The following is a 22,066-nucleotide window of genomic DNA, read 5'->3' as shown; positions in this document are numbered from 1 at the left end:
GAACGAAGGGACTGAACCGCGCTTGCTCCGTTCAATCCCGCGCGGTTTGCTTTTCCGGGACGACCGGTCACGAGGTGTGAATGGCTGCGGCCGAGAAGAACGAACTGCGTCGTCTTCGCAGCTTGCAGGATTCCGGCCTTCTGGAAGGCGGGAACCTTCCGGAGATGTCGGACCTCTGCGAGATCGTGCGCGAGATGTTCGCCGTGCAGTCCGTTTACGTCTCGGCGGTGGACAGGGACGATCTGTGGTTCGTGGGTCGAAGCGGGCTGGATCTGGAGCGCATCCCCCGCGCGCAGTCGCTCTGCCAGTACGCGATCCGGTTCGACGAGGCGCTGGTGGTTCCCGATGCCCGGCACGATCCGCGATTCAGGGATCTCATGTGGGTGCGCGAGGGGGTCGTCCGGTTCTACGCGGCCGTGCCGCTGGCCATCGAGGCGGGGCTCAATCTCGGCAGCCTGTGCATAGTCGATTCCGAGCCCCGCCGTTTCGATGCGACGGATACGGCCAGGCTACGGCGTTTCGCGGCCATCGCGCAGGGGCTGATGCGGGCGAGGGCGTCCGCCCTGGCGGTGCGCCGGCGAAGCCAGGAGCTGGAGAGCCGCAATGTGACGGTTCTCAAGCAGGCGGAAGACATATGGCGCACCGGCCGCGTGCTCAAGCAGGTGGGGCGGCTGGCCCAACTCGGCCTGTGGGAGTGGAACCCGGCGGAAGGCCGGCTGTCGCTTTCGACGGAAATCCACCGCCTGACGGGCATCGAGGAAGCAGGCCCGCTGACGGCCTCGGAGGGCCTGTCCATCTTCGGCCCGGCCGATGCGCTGGCGCTTCGCAAGGCCCTCAGCCGCGCAGTCCGCAAGCGGCGGCCGCTGGACCTGCGCGTTTCCTATCGCACCAGGGACGGCCATGTGCGACGCGCCCACATTCTGGGCGAAAGCTCCAGCGCGGGCGCCCAGCCCGAACGCGTCTTCGGCACCTTTCACGATATCACGCACCAGCATGAGACGGCCCTGCGCCTCATGCACATTTCCAAGCACGACCAGCTCACCGGGCTGGCGAACCGCACCTTCTTTGCCGACCGGCTCGAACAGGCGGTGGGCGAGGCGAAGCGGCGCGGCGGGATGGGGGCGCTGCTGCTGCTGGATCTGGAGGACCTTCAGGTCATCAACGACAGCCAGGGCCATGAGGCGGGCAACGCGGCGCTGGTCGAGGTGGCACGCCGGGTTGCCGGCTTTCTCGGACCGGAGGATGTCTTCGGGCGCGTGGGCGGGGACGAGTTCGGCATCTTCTTCACGCGGGTGAAGTCCCAGTCGGAGGCGGCCAAGCGCGCGTCCCGCCTCATGGAGGCGCTGGCCGACGATGTGAAGATGCAAGGCCAGAGCGTGCCCCTGCGGTGCAGCCTCGGTATCTCGATCTTCCCCTCGCATGGAGGGGACGGGCGAGCCCTCATGCAGAATGCCGACATCGCCCTGCAACGCGCCAAGGGCGACGGCGGCGGGGCCGTTCTCTTCGCCCAGACGATGCGCGAGGCGTTCGATACGCGCATCCGCCAGATCGCCCAGTTCCGCGCGGCGCTGCGCGCCGAGGCGGTGGAGGCATTCTACCAGCCGCAAATGGACGCGGCCACGGGCGCCCTGAACGGCTTCGAGGCGCTGGCGCGATGGCACAAGCCGGACGGGCGCCTGGCGACGGCGGGAGAGTTCCAGGCCGCGCTGTGCGACCAGCGCGCCGCCATCGCGCTGGGCGAGAGGATGATCGCTTGCGTCAGCAGCGATCTTCGCCGCCTTCTCGACGCCGGGATGCACCCGCCGCGCATCTCGCTGAACGTGACCGGGTTCGAGTTCTGGAAGGGCGATTACCCGGACAAGATCGCCGAGGCGTTCGACCGGCGCGGGGTGCCGCTCGACCTGCTGGGGCTGGAGGTGACGGAATCGGTGTTCCTCGACCGGCCGGGCGCGACGGTGGGCGAGCAGCTCTCGCGCCTGCGCGCGCTCGGCATCACCATCTCGCTGGACGATTTCGGCACCGGCTACGCCTCGCTCACCCATCTGAAGAGCTACGCGATCGACACGATCAAGATCGACCGCTCCTTCATCCGCGATCTCTGCGGCTGCGGGGAGGACGAGGCGATCGTGGGCACGCTCATCACGCTGTCGCGCTCGCTGGGCATCCGCACCGTGGCGGAGGGCGTGGAGACGTGCGAGCAGGCCGAGCGCCTGCGGCGGCTCGGCTGCGACTCCTTCCAGGGCTTCCTGTTCGGCCGCGCCATCCCGTTCGACGAGGCGGCGGCGCTGCTTCGCCGCCCCGTCGCGGCGATGCAATAGCGGGCGTCTGACGAGAACGGCGTTCTGCCGGGCGCTCTACGCGGCGGCGACGCCGATCTTCTCCAGCGCCTCGCGCAGCGCGGAGACGATGAAGTCCTGCGTGGCGGCATCCAGATAGGGGTGCATCGGCAGGCTGATGACCTGTTCCCCCAGCTTGTCGGAAACCGGCAGCCGGCCGCCTTCGACCGGGAAGTCGCGATAGGCGGTCTGGCGGTGCAGGGGCTTGGGATAGTAGATCGCGGTGGGCACGCCCCGCGCCTTCAATTCGCCCGCCAGCGCATCGCGCCGCCCGCCATCGACGAGGACGGTGTATTGCGCGAAGGTGGAGACCACGCCGGTGGGCAGGGCCTGCGGCACGGCAAGGCCGGAGAGAAGCCGGCCGTAGCGGGCGGCGATCCGCCCCCGCGCCTCGATCTCCCCGGCGAAGATGTCGAGCTTTTCCAGAAGAATGGCGGCCTGCATCGTATCGATGCGCCCGTTCATGCCGATGCGCACATTGTCGTACTTGTCCGCGCCCTGGCCGTGGATGCGCAGCGAGGCCATGACGGCGTGAAGCGCCCCGTCATGCGTCTGCACCGCGCCGCCGTCGCCGTAGCAGCCGAGCGGCTTGGCGGGGAAGAAGCTGGTGCACACGACATCGGCCCACACGCCGCTCTGCTGCCCGTCCAGCGTGGAGCCGTAGCCCTGCGCGGCGTCGGAGATGAGCTTGAGGCCGTGCGCGTCGCAGGTCCGGCGGATGGACGGATAGTCGGCGATCTGGCCGAAGAGGTCGACCGCGATGACCGCGCGCGGCACGAGCCGGCCCTCGCGCTTCACCGCCTCCACGGCACGGGCGAGGCCGGCCGCGTCCATGTTGAACGTATCGGGCAGGACGTCCACGAAGACGGGCGTGGCGCCGAGGAAGGCGACGACCTCGGCCGTGGCGGCGAAGGTGAAGCTCGGGCAGAAGACCGCATCGCCGGGGCCGACGCCCCAGGCCATGAGCGGCAGCAGGAGGGCATCCGTGCCGGAGGAGCAGGCCAGCGTGTGCGGCAGGCCGGCGAAGGCGCCGAGGCGCTCTTCCAGCTCGGCGATCTCCGGGCCCATGATGTAGGCGCCATGGTCCAGAACGCGCTTGAGCCTCGCCTCCACGCGCTCGCGGATCACCGCCTGCTGGGCGGCCAGGTCGATGAAGGCGATCGGTGACTGAGACATGGGCGGCGCGTCCTCGAGGATCGAAACGATGTTCCCGAGGCAATAAACAGGGCAAGGAGGCGATACAACGGCCTGTGCGGCCCTGCCCCGATCAGCTTTGGAAACCGCCTGAAATCTGGCGTGTCAGGGCGCGCCGAGAAGGAGCTGGCCGCGTTTCTCGCGGCGCAGGAAGCGCACGCTCATGGACGCGGCGGCGGCGAGCAGCCCGATGCCAAGCCCGAGCCAGACCCCGACCGCGCCCAGCCCCAGCGGGAAGGCGAGGAGCCAGGCGGCGGGCATGCCGATGAGCCAGTAGCTGACGACGGCCAGGATCATGGGCACGCGCGTGTCCTTCAGCCCGCGCAGGATGCCGCTGGCGAGCGCCTGGAGCGTGTCGAAGAACTGGAAGCCGGCGGCCACGGCCAGCAGCGGCACCGCATAGGCCAGCACCGCGGCGGCATCGGGCGTGCTGCGGTCGAGATAGGCGCCCACCAGTGCCTGCGGGATGAGGACGAAGAGGAGCGCGGCGAACAGGGCGACGCCCGCCCCGACCAGAACGGCGGTGCGCGCCGCGCGGCCGATGCCGACCTCGTCGTGCCGCCCATAGGCGAGCCCGACGCGCACGGTGGCCGCGCTGGCGAGGCCGAGCGGAACCATGAAGGCGATGGACGCCAGTTGCAGCGCGATACCGTGGGCGGCCAGCTCCACCGTGCCGATCCAGCCGATCATGATGGAGGAGGCGGCGAAGAGCCCGACCTCGGCGACGATGGTGGCGCCGATGGGCCAGCCGAGGCGGATCACGTCGAAGAAGCCCGGCCAGTCCGGCCGCCAGAAGCGCACGAAGATCTCGTAGGGGGCCAGTGCGCCGCGCGCCGAGTCGATCGCCAGCAAGAGCGTCATGAACAGCATGGTGGAGAGGCCCGCCACCCCCGCGCCCACGATGCCGAGGGCCGGCGCGCCGAGCCGGCCGAAGATGAAGGCGTAGGCGACGAGCAGGTTGAACAGCGAGCCGAGGATGGTGACGATCAGCACCACCTGCGGCCGCTCCAGCGCGCTCAGGAAGCTGCGCAGCACCATGACGGCCAGCGCCGGGAACATCGACCATTGAAGGACGCGCATGTACTGGCGGCACAGATCCGCGACAACGGGGTCCTGGCCCAGGGCCAGCATGATCGCCTCGGTCTGCCACATGAGCGGCATCACCGCCGCGCTGTAGAGGCCGCAGACCCACAGGCCCATGCGCACGGAGCGGCGCACGGATACGATGTCGCCCTGTCCCGCCGCGCTGGCGGCCATCGGCATCACCGCGATGGCGAAGCCCGAGCCGAGCATCCAGACGAGATGAAAGAACTGCGTGGTGAGAACGGCGGCGGCCAGCTCCGTGGTGCCCAGCCGCCCGACCAGAACGGTGTCCGCCACGTTGATCGACATCTGCGCGAGCTGCGCCCCGGCCAGCGGCAGGCCGAGCAAGAGCGTGCCGCGCACATGCGCGCCCCACGAATTGCCGATGCCGATGCCTTTAGCGGGTGCCGCGCTGCTGCTCATGGCCTGCCTCGAAAAGCGACGTCCTGATGCACGGGTGTGCAAAACTCCCGCGCCGGGCGCCGCCGGTGGTTAGGCCTGGCCGACCGGGTTGTAAACCCGGCGCCCTTCTGTCCGCCGGGTCTGTCGGTTACAAGGAGCACGGCAGGAGGGCGCAATGGCGGTTTGGGCGATCGGCTTGATGACGGGAACGGTGCTCGACGGCAATGTCGACATCGCCATGGTCCGCACCGACGGGGAGACGATCCATGAGTTCGGGCCCTCCGCGCTCAGCCCCTATCCCGGCGAGGTGCGCCCGCTTCTGGCAGAGGCGCTGGAGGCGGCCGCGAGATGGGGCTTCTCGGGCGAGGAGCCGGCGATCTTCGCCGAGGCCGAGCAGGCCCTGACGCGGGCGCAGGGTGAGGCCGTGCTGGCGTTCCTCGAATCGCACGGCATCGCGCCGCGCGAGGTGGCGGTGGTCGGCTTTCATGGGCAGACCGTGCTTCACCGGGCCCGTACGGCCGAGCGCAAGGGGGCCACGCGCCAGCTTGGAGACGGCCATGCCATGGCGCGCCAGCTCGGCATCGACGTGGCGTTCGACTTCCGCTCCGCCGACGTGCTGGCGGGCGGGCAGGGCGCGCCGCTGGCGCCCATCTACCACCGCGCGCTCCTGAAACGCATCGGCGCGGGACCGGAAACGGCGATCCTCAATCTCGGCGGGGTCGCCAACATCACGCTCGTCGACGCGCAGGACGGGATGCATGCCTTCGACACCGGCCCGGCCAACGCGCCCCTGAACGACTGGGTGAGAAGCCATACCGGCGAGGAAATGGACCGGGACGGGCGGACCGCCGCGCGGGGCAGGGCCGACGAGGCGCGGCTGGCGCGGCTTCTGGAGCACCCCTATCTAAGCGCTCCCTATCCCAAATCGCTCGACCGCAACGACTTCACAGCCGCGATGGCGCAAGGGCTCTCGCTGGAGGACGGGGCGGCGACGCTGACGGCGTTCACGGCCGGAGCCGTCGCGCGGGCGCTCGACATCCTGCCTGCGCGCCCGGAGCGGCTGGTGGTGTGCGGCGGCGGGCGGCGCAACCCCACGCTGATGGCCGAGCTTGCCCGCCGCTGCGGCGTGGAGGTGGTGGACGCCGACGCGCTGGGCTTGCGGGGCGACGCGGTGGAGGCGGAGTGCTTCGCGCTGCTCGCCGTGCGCGCGCTGGCCGCCATGCCGATCTCGTTTCCCGGCACGACGGGCGTGCCGGCCCCTGCCACCGGCGGGCGCATCGCCCGCGCCTGAAAAATATCGTTGGGCGGGCGACGATGATTTATCGCGCCCGGCCATTGCCGAGGGGGGCGCCCCGCCCTTGATGGCTTCCTAGTTTGGAAGACTTATAAAAGGGGCGGCTTCGATGAAGTTGACCATCAACGGCACGGAATACAGCCTGGAGGCCGATATCCGCACCTCGCTGCTCGATATTTTGCGCGACCATCTGGCGCTGACGGGCACGAAGAAGGGCTGCGACCACGGCCAGTGCGGCGCCTGCACGGTGCTGGTGAACGGGCGGCGCATCAATTCCTGCCTGACGCTGGCCGTGATGCACGAGGGCGACGAGATCACCACCATCGAGGGGCTCGGCAAGCCCGGCGACCTGCACCCGATGCAGGAGAGCTTCCTCTCCCATGACGGGTTCCAGTGCGGCTATTGCACGCCCGGACAGATCGTCTCGGCCGTGGGAATGCTGGACGAGGTGGAGAAGGGCTGGCCGAGCCACGTGACGCAGGACGTGGCGAACGGCGCCTCGCTTTCGGATGCGGAAATCTCCGAGCGCATGAGCGGCAATCTGTGCCGCTGCTCGGCCTATCCGAACATCGTCGACGCGATCCGCGCCGTCGGCGCGAAGAGCTGACGGGAGCGGGACGATGAGACAGTTCGAATATTCCCGTGCGTCCGACACGGGCGAAGCAACGCGGGCCGCCGCGACGGCGGGGGCCCGGTTCATCGCCGGGGGAACCAACCTGCTCGACCTGATGAAGCTTCAGGTGGAGACGCCGCAGAAGCTGGTGGACATCTCGCGCCTGCCGCTGACCGAGGTGGAGGAGGTTGAGGGTGGCCTGCGCATCGGCGCGCTGGTGCCAAATTCCGACCTTGCCGCCCACCCCGCCATCCGGCGCGATTACCAGGTGCTTTCCCGCGCGCTGCTGGCCGGGGCCTCCGGGCAGCTCCGCAACAAGGCGACGACGGGCGGCAACCTCCTGCAACGCACCCGCTGCGGCTATTTCTACGAGACCTCCTCGGCCTGCAACAAGCGCGAGCCGGGCTCGGGCTGCGACGGCATCGGTGGGTTCAACCGCATCCTTGCGATTCTGGGCACGAGCGAGCACTGCATCGCCACCCATCCCTCGGACATGGCAGTGGCCATGCGGGCGCTCGAGGCGCAGGTGGAGACGCTGAAGAGCGATGGTTCGACACGGCAGATCGGGCTCGGCGAGTTCTACCGCCTGCCGGGCGACACGCCGCACCTGGAAACCGTGCTGGAGGGCGGCGAGCTGATCACCGGCATCCGCCTTCCCGCGCCGCCGGGCGGCCGGCATGTCTACCGCAAGGTGCGCGACCGCGCCTCCTACGCCTTCGCGCTCGTCTCCGTGGCGGCCGTCGTCTCCATGGAGGGCGGGGCGATGCGGCGCGTGCGGCTGGCCTTCGGCGGGCTGGGCACGATGCCGTGGCGCGACGAGGGCGTGGAGCGGCTTCTGGAAGGCGAGGTGCCCTCGCGCGCGCTGTTCGAGGACGCCGCCGACGCGCTTCTCTCAGGCGCGCGGGGCTACGGCGAAAACGACTTCAAGCTCGACCTCGCCCGCCGCACCCTCGCGGCTGTCCTGGGCGAGGCGACACGGGGAGAGGCGCAATGAGCCAGAAGACGTTCCAGCTCGACGAGCCCATCGGCGAAACGCGCCTCGACCGGCACGTGCAGGACGTGATCGGCAAGGGGCTTCCGCGTTTCGAGGGCGCGCTGAAAGTAAGCGGACGCGCGCCCTATGCCTATGAGAACCTGCACGGGGCCGATGTCGCCTATGGCTTCCTCGTCACCTCCACCATCGGCTCCGGCAAGATCCTGTCCATCGACGCCGAGGCCGCCAGGGCCGCGCCGGGCGTGCTGCATGTGGTGCTGGACAAGCGGGCGGTGCGCGCCTCGGCGGATGCCAGCGACCCCTATCCGGCGCAGGTGAACGGCGAGATCACCCATTACGGCCAGCCGCTCTGCCTCGTGGTGGCCGAAAGCTTCGAGGCCGCGCGCGACGCGGCGCGGCTCGTGAAGGTGGATGTGGAGTATCGCGAAGGCGCCTACGATCTGGAGGCGAACCGCCACAAGGCCTATGACCCCGGCGACGACATGGGCGAGATGCGCAAGGGCGAGTTCGAGAAGGCCTTCGCCGAGGCGGAGGTCACGTTCGACGCGACCTATACGACGCCGAGCCAGAGCCATTCGGCGATGGAGCCCCATGCCTGCGTGGCGCACTGGACCGGCGACGAGCTGACGCTGCACGGCTGCTACCAGCTCATCGCCAAGAATGTCGGGCAGCTCGCCAAGGCGCTGAATGTCTCGGCCTCCAAGGTGCATATCAAGGCGCCCTATATCGGCGGCGGGTTCGGCGGCAAGCTCGGCATCGGCCCGGAGGCGGTCTACGCCTCCATCGCGGCCAAGGAGCTGGGCCGGCCGGTGAAGGTCGCGCTGACGCGCCAGCAGGTCTACCAGGCCACCAACCGCCGCTCCGACACGATCCAGCGCATCCGTCTCGGCGCCACGAAGGACGGGCGGATCACGGCCATCGCGCACGACACGATCGGCTCGAACTCGCCGGGCGACGATTTCATCGAGCCGGCGGGCATTTCCACCGTCTTCCTCTATGAGGGCGACAACCGGCTGATCACCCACCGGAAGGTCGATCTGGACCTGTTGCTCTCCGCCTCCATGCGCGCGCCGGGCGAGGCGGTGGGGATGCTTTCGCTGGAGAACGCTATGGACGAGATGGCCGAGAAGCTCGGCCTCGACCCCATCGAGTTCCGCAAGCGGAACGAGCCGCGAAAGGACCCGCAGCAGGGGCTGCCCTTCTCCTCGCGAATGCTGCTCGAATGCATGGACGAGGGCGCGCGGCGCTTCGGCTGGGCCGACAGGCCGAAGAGGCCGGGCGAGCGGCGCGAGGGTGAATGGCTGATCGGCTACGGCATGTCCGCCGCCTCGCGCAAGAACCTGTTGCAGCAGTCCTCGGCCAAGGTGACGCTGAACGCGGACGGCAGCGTCGGCGTCGAGACCGACATGACCGATATCGGCACGGGCACCTACACGATCCTCCAGCAGATCGCGGCCGAGATGCTGGGCCTGCCAGTGGAGAAGGTGGCGGTGAAGCTCGGCGATTCGGCCTCTCCGCAGGCGGCGGGATCGGGCGGCTCCTGGGGGGCGAACTCTTCCGGCTCCTCGGTTTACGTCGCGTGCCAGGGGATCGTGGAAAAGATCGCCGGGAAGCTCGGCGTTTCGTTGGACGACCTGACGCTGAAGGACGGCACCGCCATCGCCGGCAACCGGCAGACGGCGCTGGCCGAGCTGTTGAAGGGTGAGCCGATCGAGGTGACGGGCACTTTCAAGCCGGGCAAGGCCTTCAAGGAAACGCACCAGGCCAGCTACGGCGCGCATTTCTGCGAGGTCGCGGTCAATTCCGTGACGGGCGAGACGCGCGTGCGCCGGCTGCTGACGGTGGGGGCGGCGGGCCGCATCCTGAACGAGAAGACCGCGCGCTCGCAGTGCTATGGCGGACAGATCTTCGGTATCGGCGCGGCGCTGACCGAGGAGCTGGTGGTCGATCCGCGCTCGGGCCTGTTCGTGAACCACGACCTTGCCGAATACCACGTGCCGGTGAACGCCGACGTGCCGCAGCTCGAGGTGGTGCTTCTGGAGGAGCGCGACCGCTACGCCAGCCCGCTGGCGGGCAAGGGCATCGGCGAGCTGGCCATCTCGGGTGTGGGGGCGGCGGTGACGAATGCCATCTACAACGCCTGCGGCGTGCGCGTGCGGGACTACCCCATGACGCTGGACAAGGTGCTGAAGGGTATGCCGCGCGAGGCCTTCGCGGAAGCTGCCGAATAGCACCGGGCAACGGGGCCATGCACAAGGCGCCGGGAGCGATCCCGGCGCCTCTTTTCGTTCGGCTTGCGCGTGCCGGGCGATTGCACGGGGGCGCGGGCTCGGCCTATCGTTCAGCGTATGACGGCCCATGACACGGAATCGACGCCCCGCGCGCAGAACGGCCTTGGCGGCGTGCCGCGCCTTCGCCTCGTCTTCGGCCCGCAGGCCATTATCGGACCGGGGCGGGCGGAGCTTCTGGAACGGGTGGCGCGCACGGGCTCGCTGGCGGCGGCGGGGCGCGAGATGCGCATGAGCTACAAGCGCGCCTGGTCGCTGGTGGAGGAGCTGAACCGCACCTTCGATACGCCGCTGGTTGAGCTTTCGCGCGGCGGGGCGGCGCATGGCGGCGCGGTGCTGACGCCGCTGGGCGCGGAGATCGTCGAGCGCTACCGGCGGATGCAGGCGCTGAGCGAGGCGGCCATCGCGCCCGACCTCAAGGCGCTGGCGGCCCGGCTCGCGCCGCGCGCCGACGGGGCCTGACACGCGGGCCGCGCCGTGGCGCGGTGGCGGCCTCCTTCGCCGGGCCGAACAGGCGCTGCCAGACGCGCCGGGCCGCGATGTGCCGGTTGATGTCGTAGCCGGCCCGGCCGGCGCGCACCTCGCGGGCAAGCCTTCGCAACTCCCTGTCCAGCGCCTCGCGGATGCGGGGCAGAAGGAAGCCGGGCGGTGGCGCGCCCGCCTGCTGCGCGAGAGCGATCTCATCGAGCGTGAAGCCCAGCGCGGCCAGGACGCCGCGTGTCTCGCGGCGGTGATCGCCTTGCGTCTCCGCCGCCTTCAGCGCCGCGACATAGGCGCGCGCCGCGCCCCTCAGCGTGCGCTCCATGCGCTCGATGGCGCTCGCCGACACCATGGTCTCTTCCATTTTTCGTCTCCCGCGATGAGCGAGAAGCATCGCGCCGGCGCAACCGTGAGGGGACAGAATCCGGTTGACCCAATCCGCGAAAACGGTGGAACATAAAGGGAACAACGCTTGCCCGGCGCCCGATAAAAGGAAATATTTCCTATCACGGCCCAGTTTTGGGGGATGCTGGGGCCAGAGCGATGCATGGCAGAGGATCAGGAGATGCACATAGAGCCCCAATTGCGCGGGACGCCTGCGATACGCGAGCGGCGCGGGCCTTCGGCGGTGGTGGACGACTGCCGGATGGCGCAGGCCATCGCGAGCGCCTTCCTGGACGTGGCGGTGGAGCGGATCGCCTCCACGCGGCGCGAGACGGCGCCCGTGGCCACGGCGCGGCATGTGGCCATGTATCTGGCCCATGTCGCGATGGGGCATTGCGTGCCCCTCGTGGGGCAGGCGTTCGGGCGGGACCGCACCAGCGTTTCCTACGCGCTCCACAAGATCGAGGACCGCCGCGACGACGCGGCCTTCGACGCGCTGCTGGCGCGCATGGAGGGGCTGGCCGCTTCCTACAGCGCCCTTGCGCGCGCAAGGGTGCGGCCATGACGCAGGCAGGCTACAATCTCGACGAATCCCCGCTGGCGCGCCTGGCCACACGGCGCGGGCGCGAGGCATCCGCCTTCCTCAGCGAAGCCGAAGCGATGGCCGGGGAGCGGCTGCGGGCGGACTTCACGCGCGCGCAGCTCACGCCGTCGGTTTCCCAGAGCTGGGAATGGAGCCCGCGCGGGCAGGGCGGGCGGAACGGGGCGGGAGACCTCTCCGACTCGGCGCTCGACGCGCGCCGGCGGCTGGACCGAGCGCTGGAGGCGGTGGGGCCGGAACTGTCCGGCCTCCTCCTCGACATCTGCTGCTTCCTCAAGGGTCTGGAAACGGTGGAGCGCGAGCGGCGCTGGCCGGCGCGCTCGGCCAAGCTCGTGCTCAAGATGGGGCTGGCCGGCCTTGCCCGCCATTACGGGTTCGAGCGCCGCGCCGCCCCGGAAGGGCGCATCCGCCGCTGGGGCACGCCTGATTCCAAGCCGCGCGTGCTCTAGCGGCCGTCATGCCCCTTGGCCATGACGGCCGCTAGGCCGCCGCCATGGCCTGTCGGGCCTCTTCCTTGATGCGCGCCACCATGGAGCGCAGGCCGTTGGAGCGCTGCGGGGAGAGGTGGTCCTGAAGGCCGAGGCGCGCGAAGACGGCCTCGGCGTCCGTCTCCACGATCTGCGGGGCGGTGCGGCCGGAAAAGAGGGCGAGCGCGATGGCCACGAGGCCGCGCACGATATGCGCGTCCGACTGGCCGGCGAAGGTGATGTGGGGCGGCGTCTCGCCATCCGCCCGGCTGACGAGCCAGACCTGGCTGGCGCAGCCGCGCACCTTGCTTTCCTCCGTCATCGCCTCGGGCGGCAAGGCGGGAAGCTCCCGGCCCAGCTCGATGAGATAGCGATAGCGGTCTTCCCAGTCGTCGAGAAACTCGAAGTCGCTCTCGATGTCCTCGATGCGTCTCATGCGGGGCCTCATAGCGGCCGCGCCCTTGAGCGGCGGGGCCTGTCGTGCGGCATATAAAGCCCCCGGAGGCGCTTGTCAGGGGCGCGGAGCGGCGGTGGGCACGGCGAGGCGGGCGGGCGCGGGCGGCAAGGGCGCATCCGCGAGCGAGACCGGCGCGGCCTCGGCGGCCCGCGCGGGGGGCGCGCCGAAGGGCGGAAGGCCGGCCGCCTTGCGCACGCGCTCGGCCGCGACGGCGGCGGTCTCCATCGGATCGGGCGAGGCGGCCACGGCGATACGGGGGGCGGGCTGCGCGGCGAGGCTGGCCTGCGGCGCGCCATCCAACGAGGCGAGGATGGAGGGCTCCTCGCGCATCTGGCCCTGCGCGACGCGATAGGCATAGGCGAGCCCGTCGCCGACGCGCGCCGCCACGAAGGAGCCGACCTCCCGACCCGCCGCGCAGGCGGTGGGGGACCGCTCGCAGAAGCCTCTCATGTCGGAAAGCGCCTCCTGAGCGCCGAGGAAGGCGGAAAAATAGTTCACGTCCGGCCGACTTGCCTCCCCGCCGCCCGAGGGGAGGAAGAAGGCGATGAGCGCGAGCCAGAAGCCCATCTTGAGAAGGAAACGCATGCGTCCGGTCCCAGTCCCGGGCGGCCACGCGGCACGCCCTGTTCCCCGGCAATCTGGCGTGCCGCGTGGGAAAAGCGCGTTTCGGGCGCGGCGGCGAATTGATTCAAATTGCGCCGAAAGTCGCCCGGCCGTCGAGCGCTCCCTTCGCTATCCCCCGGTATTTCGGGGCCCGCGATGCGCGGAGGCTTTCGTTAAACATGGAAGAGAATTGTGACGAGGCGCGCCAGATGAGGCCGTTTCGCCTTGGCTTCGTCACGAGCATTAGCCCCGGGTTAACGGGCACTTATGCCTTCCTTAAACGCTTGCGGGCAAGGATCGCCCCAAGAGTTCGGCAGGGCGCTGCGGCGCGCCGGCCACGGGCAAGCGAGACGGTGCGAATGAAGGAAGCGAGGCGCGAGGAGGGAAGGGGCGCGGGCGGGAACCGCGCGCTTGCGCGCGCCGTCGCCCATGCCTTCGACGGCCTCGTCTGCGCCGCCGTCGAGACGCCCGCGGAGCGGCAGGGGCAGGCCAGGGTGCTTGCCGGGCTCGTCGGCTCCGGCCTCGTCTGCGCCGCCCTTTCGCCGCTCGGGGCCTTCTCCGGGGCGGGGCTGGGCACCATCCTCGCGCCGATGGCGGCCGGGGGACTGTTTCTTTCCGGCGCGGCGGCGCTTTCGGCCACCGGCCGCCTCGGGCCGGTTCTGGCCGGCATGTTCGCCACGCTGGGCGGCCTGGGCGGCCTGGGCCTTGCCTCCGGCGGGCCGGCGGCGGTCGCCGGCGGGCTCGCGCTCGGCGCATCTGCCGTGGGGGGCGCGGTTCTGGCCGCACGCCATGCCCGGCGCCGCCGGGCCGAACGTGCGGCGGGCAGCGGCGAGCGCGAGCGCGAGAACGCCAGCCTTCCCGCGCTTCTTTCCGGCCCGCTCCTGCGATTCGACGCGGAGGGGCGGCCGCTGCCGGCCGACGGCAACCACGCGCTGCCGCTCGATCGCATCCACATGCACGACCGGCTCGCCTTCCTCCACGCCTTCGCCGACCTCCGGCGCGGCAGCGAGGCCGCGCGGGCCGAGCTTCGGCTGCTGCCGGGCGAGGAGAGCGAGCAGGTGATCCTCCTGTCGCTCGCCCCGGTGCGCGACGGAGCCGGCGTGCTGACCCACGTGGTGGGAACCGCGCGCGACATCACACAGGAGCGCTGCGCGGAGGCGCGGCTGGAAACGACGCTGAAGGCCGCGCAGGACGCTTCGGAGGCCAAGAGCCGGTTCCTGGCCAATATCAGCCACGAGCTGCGCACGCCGCTCAACGCCATCATCGGCTTCACCGACATTCTGGAGAAGGAATATTTCGGCGGTTTCGAGAGTCCGCGCCAGAAGGAATATGTCGAGTTGATAGGGCGTTCGGGCGAACACCTCCTGCAAGTTGTGAACGGATTGCTCGACATTTCCAAGATCGAGGCCGGACGCTACGAGATCGCGCCCGAGCGCTTCTCCCTGCGGGAGGCGATGGAAAGCGCCGGGGCGATGGTGAAGGCGGAGGCCGAGCGAAAGGGCCTGATGCTCATCCTGCAGGAACCCGACAAGGGGGCCGAAATCCATGCGGACCCGCGCGCCTTCCACCAGATTCTCCTGAACCTGTTGTCCAATGCGGTGAAGTTCACCGAGGAGGGCAGCGTGCGGCTTTCGGCGCGGATCGAAGGGGGCAGGCAGTTGGTGGTGGTAGAGGATACCGGCATCGGCATCGCGCAGGCCGACCTGACGCGCATCGCAGAACCGTTCGTGCAGCTCGGCCGGGACCGTCCGGGCGCGCAGCCCGGCACCGGGCTCGGCCTGTCGCTGGTGAAGGGGCTCTGCGAGCTTCACGGCGGCCGGCTCACGATCGAGAGCCGCCCCGGAATCGGCACCACCGCCAGCGTCTCCATCCCCATCGATTGCGCCGACGCCTCTCCCGGTGTCCCCGAAAAGATCGTAAGCTTGACCGATGCCCGCAAGAAGAACCACATCCAAGCGCCAGCCCCAGCCGACCGTCGCACAGCGTAGCCTCGCCGTCGCGGGCGGGGCGCTGGGCGCACTCGGCGGTATCGTCGCGGCGGCGGGCCTGGGCGTCGTCTCGCTCGTGGCGGCCCGACCGCTCGCCTTCCTCGGCTCGGCGGCGTTCCTGACGCTGAGCGGCGTCGTGGCCTCCAACGCCCTGTTCGGGCAGGGGGGCGCACACCCGCAGCCGATGCTGGCGACGCGCGCGGTGGAGCTGGTGAACACGGCCGGCGCCGCGCCGGCGGCGGTGGAGCCGTGGCGCCCCGTCAACGACCCGCGCATCATGACCGTGCCGCTGGTGCGCGACGTGCAGGTGCTGCTGGCGGAGGCCGGCTATTACCAGGCTGAGATCGACGGGCGGCCGGGGCAGGCCACCGACCGGGCCATCCGCGCCTTCCAGGCCGAGCGGGGCCTGCGCGTGGACGGCATGGCGACACCGCTTCTGCTGACGCAGATCCGGCAGATGACCACCGATGCGCCGAGCCCCCAGACGCGGCCGGACGGCGAGCAATATGCCAGCCTCGAAGAACTGATGAGCGACGTGACGACGGGCGGAATCGCGCCCGGCGCCGGCAGCGACCGCGAACTGGTGCGGCGCATCCAGACCGCGCTGAACGAGACCGCCGTGGCCGAGCTGAAGGCGGACGGCATCATGGGCGCGCAGACGCGCGCGGCGATCCGCGCCTTCCAGGAGCTGGAGGGCATGGAGGTGACGGGCGAGCCTTCGCCCGAGCTGCTGACGCGGCTTTCGGAGCTGACCGCTGGCAACTGACCGGAGGGGCCTTCCATGCGTGTGACGAGCGAGTTCTTCGTCGCCGCGCTGGTGCGCCGCGTCTTCGCCGATGGCGGGTTCGCCGCCGTGGAGCGACGGGGCGCCGAGGCGGCCGGGGCGATCTTCGTGGTGCAGCGCCAGCGGGACGGCTCGATCGCCCTGTTCGGCCCGGCCGTGCAGACGATGGCGGGCGAGGACGGCCGACGCTTCATGCGCGAGGCGGCGGGAGACGAGGAGGCGATGCGCTTTCGGTTCGAGCGCGAGGCCCGATTCGATCCCGATTTCTGGGTGGTGGAAGTGGAGACCGCCGAGCCCGAGCGCTACCTCGATCTCGCTGCGGAGGAGTAGCGCCGTTTGCGGCCGGCTTGGGGGGCGTTCGTCTACGCTTATGCGTGGGCGCTTGCCTGAGTGGGCGGGAGCGGGACGGGCGGGGCCACGCGCCGTCGTTCTTCGACACGCTCAGGATGAGGGCTACCGGTCGGCCGAGCGGTAGGGCCCTGACACTGCGCTTGCGAAAGGGGTTCGATCCCAATCCGTTTCGCATCGACGACGCGCGTGACCAGGCTGCCGGCGGGTGGCGGGGGTCCACAAGGCTCGCTGACGTCGGACGCGCATTCGCTCCATGCGCATGGCTTCAGCGCGATTCATGGAGGTTCTGGCGCCTGCAAACGGGCCTGACCGGAGCCTGGATGGCCCGCCGGTCCTGCCCGCGCGTTTTGCTGCTGGCTAGGAGCCCTGGCCCCGGTTCTTTTCGGCGGGGCGGGTCTTGCGGCGGCCGAATTGCGGGGGCTGCGCCTCGCTGCGCGTGGCGGTGGCGCGCGTGGAGCCAGCCTTGCGGGCGAGGCGCTTGACGGCATCCAGCCGGGAGCGTGATTCGGAAAGGCCGAGGCCGGCATAGGCCTGCCTCATCCTCTCGAACGCGCCGACATCGAGGCCGATGCCCGGCTTCATCATCATCAATATGCCGAGTGCATCGGCTGCGCCGATGTCGAGCGCGCGCAGCGCCACGGCCAACTCGCGCCCCTGCGCATCCGCCTCGATCCGGGCGCATTGGTCGAGCGAGAGGCCGAGCAGTTCCTGAAGCGTGGCGTAGAAGCGGGCGGCATCGCGCGAGCGGGCCCGGAGGAGGAGGGTAGCGGCCGCCTGCGGCCCCTCGGGCGCCGGCGTCCGGCTGGCCTTGGCCAGGCGGCGCAGGGCGGAGCGCACGAAGGCGGCCGTGGCAAAGGGCTCCTGCGGGGCCGGCGCGGGGGCCGGCCGTTCGGGTTCTTCGAGAGTATGAGCTTCGAGCGGCGGGGCGGCGATCTCGGGCAGGGGGCTCGGCTCGCTGCGGGGCGCCGGGCGGGCGGCCTGCGGCGGCGCGATGGCGTCGGCGTGCCGGCGCCGGCTCTCCGCGATCCGCTTCAGGCGCTCGTCCCCGCGCGCGGCGAGTGCGGACAGGTCCGCCTCCGTCAGGCTGGGGCTGGAGACCAGGAAGGGCGCGGCGATCTCCACCGGCGCATCGAGGAGAAGCTGCACGAGGGCGCGCGGCATTCGCGGCGCGTGCGAGAGCGAGGCCGAGACGGAACGCTGCGTTTCGGGAGAGACCTTCTGCCACAGCGGCGCCACGAGGCGGGCGAGGTCACGCGCCTGCGCTTCGGTGGGGGTGCGCAGGGAACCGTAGGCGGCGACCGCCGCGCGCACGATGGCATCGAAGCCGGGGGCGCCGTTGGTTTGTTCGAGGGATCGAAAGATCCGCGGGGCGGCTTCCTTCATGGCGCTCCGGCTCGGGGCTTGGGTTCGGTCCCTCCGACAATTAGCGGCAATATCTTAGCAAGCTGTTAACCTTGACGATGCTTTGCTCCTCATCAGGCATCAGTAGAGGCCCGTCGGCAGCGAGAGGGAGCAGGGCATGGCGGTGATCGAAAGCATGCATGACTGGAAGAGGCCGGTCTTCGCCCGGAAGCTGCGCGAGCGCGAGCGCCCCCCGCTGGTGCGCGGCGCCGAGGTTCTGATCCTTCCCTGCATCCGCCGCGAGCGGATGGAGGAGGCGCGCATGGGTGTGGAGGACGTTGCCGGCGCTGCCGGTTAGTCCGCCTCGGCAAGGGGCGCGGCGGCTGCCGGCTCGACCGGTATGCAGGAGAGGGAGCGCGCGAAGCGTTCCGCGAAGGGGCGTTCGCTGGCGGTCGGGGCAAGGACGCGCAGGGTGAGGTAGAGCTCGCTCGCCTCGACGCCGATGGGAATGGCGCCGTCATCGCCAAGCAGGCCTTCGGCGCGCGCGTCTTCCAGTTGCGCGGCGGTGCCGACGACGAGGTCGAGCTGCCCGTCCGGCGCGAGCCGCTCGTTGATGCTGTAGAGATTGTCGCCGCTGCGCGCATAGAGCGAGGCCGACCAGAAGCCGGCCGCTTCGCCCGCCTCCAGATGCACCGGCCCGTCCGCGAGCGGGAAGCGGCAGGCCGAGGTGATGAAGGCGGGGTCCATGAAGGCGAAGCGGGCGCGCATCGGACCGGCGGCCGGAAGGCCGCCGCCCTCCCAGATCACGGCTGCCTGAAAGGGCGAGGTGACCCGCGAGAGCCGCGCCCAGGCGTTGTCCTCCGCCACGCGCGGCATGGCCAGGATCACCGCGATATGCACGATGGCCGCGCCGACCAGGCCGACCAGGAGCGCGAGCAGGACCTTACCCATCTACGGAGCACCCCAGCCGCTCTATGCCCGGCATGGCCAGCTCGGACGCGCCGCCGGAGGTGGAGGCGGGCGTATCGTAGATGGTGAGGGCCAGCACGAAGGGGCCGCCGCCCTCCAGCGCCAGCCAGTTGCCCGGCTGCGCGAGGCCGCTCACGAGGATCTCCGCACCGTTCGCGTCGTCGCGCATCAGGTCGCTGGAGACCAGCCAGGGAGGGCGGCCCTCGGCGGGGACGATGGTGGCGCCGTCCGGCGTGAAGGCGGACAGTGTCCAGACGCGGGCGGGCGGCAGGCCGCCGGCTACGCGATAGGTGCATTCGCGCCGCAGCTCCAGGCCGGCCGAATCGGCCCGCGCGCGAAAGGCGATGCCCTCGGCCAGACCCAGCGTGAGATTGCCGTCGCGCGCCAGCCGCGCCTTGGAATAGGGGTCCGCCTGCGGTGAGCCGGCGAGGCGGTTGGCCTGCCACGGCCCGACATCGACGGCGCCGGCCCCCTCGAAGCGGGCCAGCATGACCGCCGCCGACCAACCGCCGAGACCGATCGAGAGCGTTGCGGCGAAAAGGGCGAGGAACAGGAAACGCATGGGATGAGGCTATGCCGGCGAGATCAGCGCGCGGCGCGGTCGGGCGCGGGCAGGGCTCCTGCGGAGGCCAGCTCCTCGGGCGCTGCCCGGCGGGCGGCGGCCATGGCGCCCGCAATGTCGCCAAGCACACGCTGCGTGGCGGCGGTGAGGCTGGCGGGACGCGTGAGGCGCGGCGTATCGTCCTCCCCGGCCGCCGCGACGGGCGTCTGGCCGGGCGCGGGCAGGGGGTTCTCGATGCCCGGAATGGGCCGCAGCTCGATGCCCTGATGGGCCGCTTCCATGAAGCGCTGCCACGTCATGGCCGGCAGAGAGCCGCCGGTGAGGTTGTTGGTGGGGCGGAAACTGTCGTTGCCGTACCAGACGGCGGCGGTGAAATTGCCCGTGTAGCCGACGAACCACGCATCGCGGTAGCCCTGGGTGGTGCCCGTCTTGCCGGCGGCGCGCGTCATGGTGAGAGCGGCGCGGCGGGCGGTGCCGCGCTCGGGAATCGTCACCATCATCTGGTTCATCGCGTCCGCGGCCTTCTGGCTGAGGACGCGGCGGCGGGGCGGAAGGTCGCGCGCCGCCGTCCACACCACCTCGCCGTTGGTGTCCTGCAATGAGAGAATGGTGTGGCGGCGCGATTCGAGGCCGCCGGCGGGAAACACCGCGTAGCCCGTGGCCTGATCCAGCACCGTGACCTCGCTGGTGCCGAGCGCCATGGTCTTGTCGCCCCGAAGATTGCTTTCCACGCCCATCGCCTTGGCCACCTCCACCACCTTTCGCATGCCGATGGCCTGCGAGAGCTTGACGGGAATGGTGTTGATGGAGCGGGCCAGCGCGTCGGTGAGGGAGACGCGGCCGGCGAAGGAGCGGCCGTAATTCTGCGGCGACCAGCCGGCGATGGAGACCGGGCCGTCCACGACCACCTCGTTCGGCTCGTGCCCCTCCTCCATATAGGCCGCGTAGATGAAGGGCTTGAAGGAGGAGCCGGGCTGGCGCAGCGCGCGGGTGGCGCGGTTGAACTGCGACAGGCCGTAATCGCGCCCGCCCACCAGCGCCACCACGCCGCCCTCGTCGTCCAGCACGACCATGGCGCTCTCCTCCACCGCGTAGGAGCGGCCGAACTGGCGCAGATGGTAGTCGATGGACTCGTCGGCGAGGCGCTGGAGGCCCATGTCGATGGAGGTCTGGGCGATGAAGTTGCGCCGCGTCATCGGGCGGGCGATGCGCTGCACCTCCTCGAAGGCGAAGTCTAGGAAATAGTCGGGCGAGACGATGCCGGTGCGGTCGATGGCGTTGGCCGGGCTGCGGCGGGCGGTGACGACCTGCCCCTCCGTCATGAAGCCCGAATCCACCATGGCGGAGAGAACCACGTTGGCGCGCGCGCGCGCCGCCGGCAGGTTGATGTGGGGGGCGTAGTTGGCGGGGGCCTTGAACAGCCCCGCCAGCATGGCCGACTCCGCAAGGTTCACGTCGCGGATGTTCTTGCCGAAATAGAACTCGGCCGCCGCCGCCGCGCCGAAGGTGCCGCCGCCCATATAGGCGCGGTCCAGATACATGCCGAGGATCTGCCGCTTGGAAAGGTTGGTCTCCAGCCAGAGCGCGATGAAGGCCTCGTTGATCTTGCGGTCGAGCGAGCGCTCGTTGGTGAGGTAGAGATTCTTGGCGAGCTGCTGGGTGAGGGTGGAGCCGCCCTGCACCACGCCGCCGGCGCGCGCATTCTGGCTGAGCGCGCGGCCGAGGCCGATGAAGTCGATGCCCCAATGCTCGAAGAAGCGGCGATCCTCCGTGGCCAGCACCGCCTTGACGAACTGGTCGGGCAACTCGTCGATGGGCACCGCGTCGGAGCGCAGCACGCCGCGACGGCCGATCTCGTTGCCGTGCCTGTCGAGGAAGAGGACGGAGTAGTCGGTCTGCTCCGGCAGGCCGGCGGCGGTGTGGCGCATGGCCGGCTGGGCCAGCGCGAGGAGGACGACGATGCCCGCGAGCCCCAGCGTCAGCGCCTCGCCCGACAATTCCACCATGACCCGGTTGAAGCCGCGCGTGCGAAAGCGGCGGGAGAAGATGGTGATCGATTCCCAGAGGCCCGAAAAGCTGTGAAAGAAGCGCCACAGGCTGGAATCCAGCCATGCATCCAGCTCGATCAGCCGCGAGGGACGGTGGCGGCGGAAGCCCTTTGCGGAGGGAAGCAGTTTGGACACGCTGACAGACCACCTCCGGGAGGTTCACGCATGGCCGATGATGGCCATCCCTCGTCCCGTCATACTATAAGCCCCTTCATGGCTGCTAGATGTGCAATTCGCGGTTATCGGCAAGCCGCGACCGATGTTCCCCGCAATGACTCCTTCGGATGCGTGATTTGAGCAACAATCCATTCTGGCGCGAGAAGCCGCTGGAGGCGCTGAGCACGGCCGAATGGGAGGCGCTGTGCGACGGCTGCGGGCGCTGCTGCCTGAACAAGCTGGAGGACTGGGACACGGGCCAGATCCACTGGACGGATGTGGGATGCCGCCTGCTGGACGGGCAAAGCTGCCGCTGCTCCGACTATGCGAACCGGCAGGCCACGGTGCCCGACTGCGTGAAGCTGACGCCGCAGGAGGTGCGCACGCTCTCCTGGCTGCCGCCCACCTGCGCCTACCGGCTCGTGGCCGAGGGGCACGACCTCTACTGGTGGCACCACCTCGTTTCCGGGGACCGCGACACGGTGCACGAGGCCGGCGTTTCCGTGCGCGGGCGCATCGTCAGCGAGGTGGGCATGGAGCCGGAGGACTACGAGGACCATCTGGCCGCATGGCCGGGCGAGGTGCCGGACATGCGGCCCACCAAGAAATATGAAAATATTCCTTGACACCGTGACGGTGGTTCGGTAGGGTTCAGCTACAGTCGAGATATT

22 protein-coding genes are annotated in these 22,066 nt (G+C 70.1%); 13 read left to right on the top strand and 9 right to left on the bottom strand.

Going from position 1 to position 22,066, the window contains the following annotated elements; all coding sequences use genetic code 11:
* The first annotated feature begins 80 nt into the window (after positions 1–80).
* Entirely contained in the window at positions 81–2,318 is a 2,238-nt protein-coding gene (locus J7654_RS15900; protein WP_209736841.1) for a putative bifunctional diguanylate cyclase/phosphodiesterase, read from the top strand.
* A gap of 36 nt (positions 2,319–2,354) precedes the next feature.
* Here J7654_RS15900 and J7654_RS15895 read toward each other — a convergent pair whose 3' ends face one another.
* A complete protein-coding gene (locus J7654_RS15895; RefSeq protein ID WP_209736840.1) occupies positions 2,355–3,512 on the bottom strand; it encodes a DegT/DnrJ/EryC1/StrS family aminotransferase in 1,158 nt (385 codons plus the stop codon).
* A 123-nt stretch (positions 3,513–3,635) separates the two neighbouring features.
* Positions 3,636–5,036: an MATE family efflux transporter gene (locus J7654_RS15890; protein ID WP_209736839.1), complete on the bottom strand. Its 1,401-nt coding sequence runs from the start codon at positions 5,034–5,036 to the stop codon at positions 3,636–3,638.
* A gap of 154 nt (positions 5,037–5,190) precedes the next feature.
* Between J7654_RS15890 and J7654_RS15885 the strand changes: the two genes are divergently transcribed.
* The 5 genes from J7654_RS15885 to J7654_RS15865 all read left to right on the top strand — a co-directional run bounded on the left by J7654_RS15885 (position 5,191) and on the right by J7654_RS15865 (position 10,666).
* Positions 5,191–6,306: an anhydro-N-acetylmuramic acid kinase gene (locus J7654_RS15885; protein ID WP_209736838.1), complete on the top strand. Its 1,116-nt coding sequence runs from the start codon at positions 5,191–5,193 to the stop codon at positions 6,304–6,306.
* Positions 6,307–6,418: 112 nt separating this feature from the next.
* On the top strand, positions 6,419–6,916 hold the full coding sequence (locus J7654_RS15880) for a 2Fe-2S iron-sulfur cluster-binding protein (RefSeq protein WP_209736837.1): 498 nt from the start codon (positions 6,419–6,421) through the stop codon (positions 6,914–6,916).
* A 13-nt stretch (positions 6,917–6,929) separates the two neighbouring features.
* Complete coding sequence (locus J7654_RS15875) at positions 6,930–7,916, top strand: FAD binding domain-containing protein (RefSeq protein WP_209736836.1); 987 nt, start codon at positions 6,930–6,932, stop codon at positions 7,914–7,916.
* Complete coding sequence (locus tag J7654_RS15870; RefSeq protein ID WP_209736835.1) at positions 7,913–10,147, top strand: xanthine dehydrogenase family protein molybdopterin-binding subunit; 2,235 nt, start codon at positions 7,913–7,915, stop codon at positions 10,145–10,147. The genes J7654_RS15875 and J7654_RS15870 overlap by 4 nt, the downstream gene beginning before the upstream one ends.
* Before the next feature lie 117 nt (positions 10,148–10,264).
* The gene (locus J7654_RS15865; RefSeq protein WP_209736834.1) at positions 10,265–10,666 is read left to right on the top strand and encodes a winged helix-turn-helix domain-containing protein; all 402 of its coding nucleotides are present in this window, start codon (positions 10,265–10,267) and stop codon (positions 10,664–10,666) included.
* On the opposite strand, the gene J7654_RS15860 is transcribed toward J7654_RS15865, so the two are convergent.
* On the bottom strand, positions 10,620–11,048 hold the full coding sequence (locus J7654_RS15860) for a hypothetical protein (protein ID WP_209736833.1): 429 nt from the start codon (positions 11,046–11,048) through the stop codon (positions 10,620–10,622). The genes J7654_RS15865 and J7654_RS15860 overlap by 47 nt on opposite strands.
* Before the next feature lie 183 nt (positions 11,049–11,231).
* Here J7654_RS15860 and J7654_RS15855 point away from each other — a divergent pair, with 183 nt between their 5' ends.
* On the top strand, positions 11,232–11,633 hold the full coding sequence (locus J7654_RS15855; protein ID WP_209736832.1) for a helix-turn-helix domain-containing protein: 402 nt from the start codon (positions 11,232–11,234) through the stop codon (positions 11,631–11,633).
* Complete coding sequence (locus tag J7654_RS15850) at positions 11,630–12,118, top strand: DUF6456 domain-containing protein (RefSeq protein WP_209736831.1); 489 nt, start codon at positions 11,630–11,632, stop codon at positions 12,116–12,118. Before J7654_RS15855 ends, J7654_RS15850 begins: the two co-directional genes overlap by 4 nt.
* A 31-nt stretch (positions 12,119–12,149) precedes the next feature.
* Here J7654_RS15850 and J7654_RS15845 read toward each other — a convergent pair whose 3' ends face one another.
* Both J7654_RS15845 and J7654_RS15840 read right to left on the bottom strand, forming a co-directional pair.
* Positions 12,150–12,572: a SufE family protein gene (locus tag J7654_RS15845; RefSeq protein WP_209736830.1), complete on the bottom strand. Its 423-nt coding sequence runs from the start codon at positions 12,570–12,572 to the stop codon at positions 12,150–12,152.
* Positions 12,573–12,647: 75 nt separating this feature from the next.
* Positions 12,648–13,178 carry a DUF5330 domain-containing protein gene (locus tag J7654_RS15840; protein WP_209736829.1) on the bottom strand — a complete coding sequence of 177 codons (531 nt, stop codon included), beginning with the start codon at positions 13,176–13,178 and terminating at the stop codon, positions 12,648–12,650.
* A gap of 377 nt (positions 13,179–13,555) precedes the next feature.
* Between J7654_RS15840 and J7654_RS15835 the strand changes: the two genes are divergently transcribed.
* The 3 genes from J7654_RS15835 to J7654_RS15825 are packed head-to-tail and all read left to right on the top strand — an operon-like array spanning position 13,556 to position 16,298.
* Positions 13,556–15,184, top strand: coding sequence for a sensor histidine kinase (locus J7654_RS15835; protein ID WP_209736828.1), 1,629 nt, complete (start codon positions 13,556–13,558; stop codon positions 15,182–15,184).
* The gene (locus J7654_RS15830; protein ID WP_209736827.1) at positions 15,126–15,950 is read left to right on the top strand and encodes a peptidoglycan-binding domain-containing protein; all 825 of its coding nucleotides are present in this window, start codon (positions 15,126–15,128) and stop codon (positions 15,948–15,950) included. Before J7654_RS15835 ends, J7654_RS15830 begins: the two co-directional genes overlap by 59 nt.
* A gap of 15 nt (positions 15,951–15,965) precedes the next feature.
* Positions 15,966–16,298: a DUF1491 family protein gene (locus tag J7654_RS15825; protein WP_209736826.1), complete on the top strand. Its 333-nt coding sequence runs from the start codon at positions 15,966–15,968 to the stop codon at positions 16,296–16,298.
* Between the two features lie 378 nt (positions 16,299–16,676).
* On the opposite strand, the gene J7654_RS15820 is transcribed toward J7654_RS15825, so the two are convergent.
* On the bottom strand, positions 16,677–17,702 hold the full coding sequence (locus tag J7654_RS15820) for a hypothetical protein (protein ID WP_209736825.1): 1,026 nt from the start codon (positions 17,700–17,702) through the stop codon (positions 16,677–16,679).
* A 136-nt stretch (positions 17,703–17,838) separates the two neighbouring features.
* Between J7654_RS15820 and J7654_RS15815 the strand changes: the two genes are divergently transcribed.
* Positions 17,839–18,018: a hypothetical protein gene (locus tag J7654_RS15815; protein WP_209736824.1), complete on the top strand. Its 180-nt coding sequence runs from the start codon at positions 17,839–17,841 to the stop codon at positions 18,016–18,018.
* Here J7654_RS15815 and J7654_RS15810 read toward each other — a convergent pair.
* From J7654_RS15810 to J7654_RS15800, 3 genes are read right to left on the bottom strand one after another with little or no spacing between them, the layout of a single operon-like run.
* Positions 18,015–18,611 (bottom strand): DUF1254 domain-containing protein, encoded by a 597-nt coding sequence (locus tag J7654_RS15810; protein WP_209736823.1) that lies wholly within the window; start codon positions 18,609–18,611, stop codon positions 18,015–18,017. The genes J7654_RS15815 and J7654_RS15810 overlap by 4 nt on opposite strands.
* The gene (locus J7654_RS15805) at positions 18,604–19,191 is read right to left on the bottom strand and encodes a DUF1214 domain-containing protein (RefSeq protein WP_209736822.1); all 588 of its coding nucleotides are present in this window, start codon (positions 19,189–19,191) and stop codon (positions 18,604–18,606) included. Before J7654_RS15805 ends, J7654_RS15810 begins: the two co-directional genes overlap by 8 nt.
* 23 nt (positions 19,192–19,214) lie before the next feature.
* A complete protein-coding gene (locus tag J7654_RS15800; RefSeq protein ID WP_245195530.1) occupies positions 19,215–21,374 on the bottom strand; it encodes a transglycosylase domain-containing protein in 2,160 nt (719 codons plus the stop codon).
* 158 nt (positions 21,375–21,532) lie between these two features.
* Between J7654_RS15800 and J7654_RS15795 the strand changes: the two genes are divergently transcribed.
* On the top strand, positions 21,533–22,021 hold the full coding sequence (locus J7654_RS15795) for a YcgN family cysteine cluster protein (RefSeq protein ID WP_209736821.1): 489 nt from the start codon (positions 21,533–21,535) through the stop codon (positions 22,019–22,021).
* Positions 22,022–22,066: the final 45 nt, after the last annotated feature.

Source organism: Aureimonas populi, from assembly GCF_017815515.1.
Lineage (GTDB): Bacteria > Pseudomonadota > Alphaproteobacteria > Rhizobiales > Rhizobiaceae > Aureimonas > Aureimonas populi.
This window is presented reverse-complemented; position numbering and strand designations above follow the sequence as displayed.

Coding starts and splice junctions, on each gene's coding strand:
- J7654_RS15890 (WP_209736839.1), bottom strand. CDS start 5,036: ATGAGCAGCAGCGCGGCACCCGCTAAAGGCATCGGCATCGGCAATTCG.
- J7654_RS15885 (WP_209736838.1), top strand. CDS start 5,191: ATGGCGGTTTGGGCGATCGGCTTGATGACGGGAACGGTGCTCGACGGC.
- J7654_RS15880 (WP_209736837.1), top strand. CDS start 6,419: ATGAAGTTGACCATCAACGGCACGGAATACAGCCTGGAGGCCGATATC.
- J7654_RS15835 (WP_209736828.1), top strand. CDS start 13,556: ATGAAGGAAGCGAGGCGCGAGGAGGGAAGGGGCGCGGGCGGGAACCGC.
- J7654_RS15840 (WP_209736829.1), bottom strand. CDS start 13,178: ATGCGTTTCCTTCTCAAGATGGGCTTCTGGCTCGCGCTCATCGCCTTC.
- J7654_RS15815 (WP_209736824.1), top strand. CDS start 17,839: ATGGCGGTGATCGAAAGCATGCATGACTGGAAGAGGCCGGTCTTCGCC.
- J7654_RS15820 (WP_209736825.1), bottom strand. CDS start 17,702: ATGAAGGAAGCCGCCCCGCGGATCTTTCGATCCCTCGAACAAACCAAC.
- J7654_RS15870 (WP_209736835.1), top strand. CDS start 7,913: ATGAGCCAGAAGACGTTCCAGCTCGACGAGCCCATCGGCGAAACGCGC.
- J7654_RS15830 (WP_209736827.1), top strand. CDS start 15,126: ATGCCCGCAAGAAGAACCACATCCAAGCGCCAGCCCCAGCCGACCGTC.
- J7654_RS15805 (WP_209736822.1), bottom strand. CDS start 19,191: ATGCGTTTCCTGTTCCTCGCCCTTTTCGCCGCAACGCTCTCGATCGGT.
- J7654_RS15900 (WP_209736841.1), top strand. CDS start 81: ATGGCTGCGGCCGAGAAGAACGAACTGCGTCGTCTTCGCAGCTTGCAG.
- J7654_RS15855 (WP_209736832.1), top strand. CDS start 11,232: ATGGCAGAGGATCAGGAGATGCACATAGAGCCCCAATTGCGCGGGACG.
- J7654_RS15845 (WP_209736830.1), bottom strand. CDS start 12,572: ATGAGACGCATCGAGGACATCGAGAGCGACTTCGAGTTTCTCGACGAC.
- J7654_RS15895 (WP_209736840.1), bottom strand. CDS start 3,512: ATGTCTCAGTCACCGATCGCCTTCATCGACCTGGCCGCCCAGCAGGCG.
- J7654_RS15865 (WP_209736834.1), top strand. CDS start 10,265: ATGACGGCCCATGACACGGAATCGACGCCCCGCGCGCAGAACGGCCTT.
- J7654_RS15875 (WP_209736836.1), top strand. CDS start 6,930: ATGAGACAGTTCGAATATTCCCGTGCGTCCGACACGGGCGAAGCAACG.
- J7654_RS15860 (WP_209736833.1), bottom strand. CDS start 11,048: ATGGAAGAGACCATGGTGTCGGCGAGCGCCATCGAGCGCATGGAGCGC.
- J7654_RS15850 (WP_209736831.1), top strand. CDS start 11,630: ATGACGCAGGCAGGCTACAATCTCGACGAATCCCCGCTGGCGCGCCTG.
- J7654_RS15810 (WP_209736823.1), bottom strand. CDS start 18,611: ATGGGTAAGGTCCTGCTCGCGCTCCTGGTCGGCCTGGTCGGCGCGGCC.
- J7654_RS15825 (WP_209736826.1), top strand. CDS start 15,966: ATGCGTGTGACGAGCGAGTTCTTCGTCGCCGCGCTGGTGCGCCGCGTC.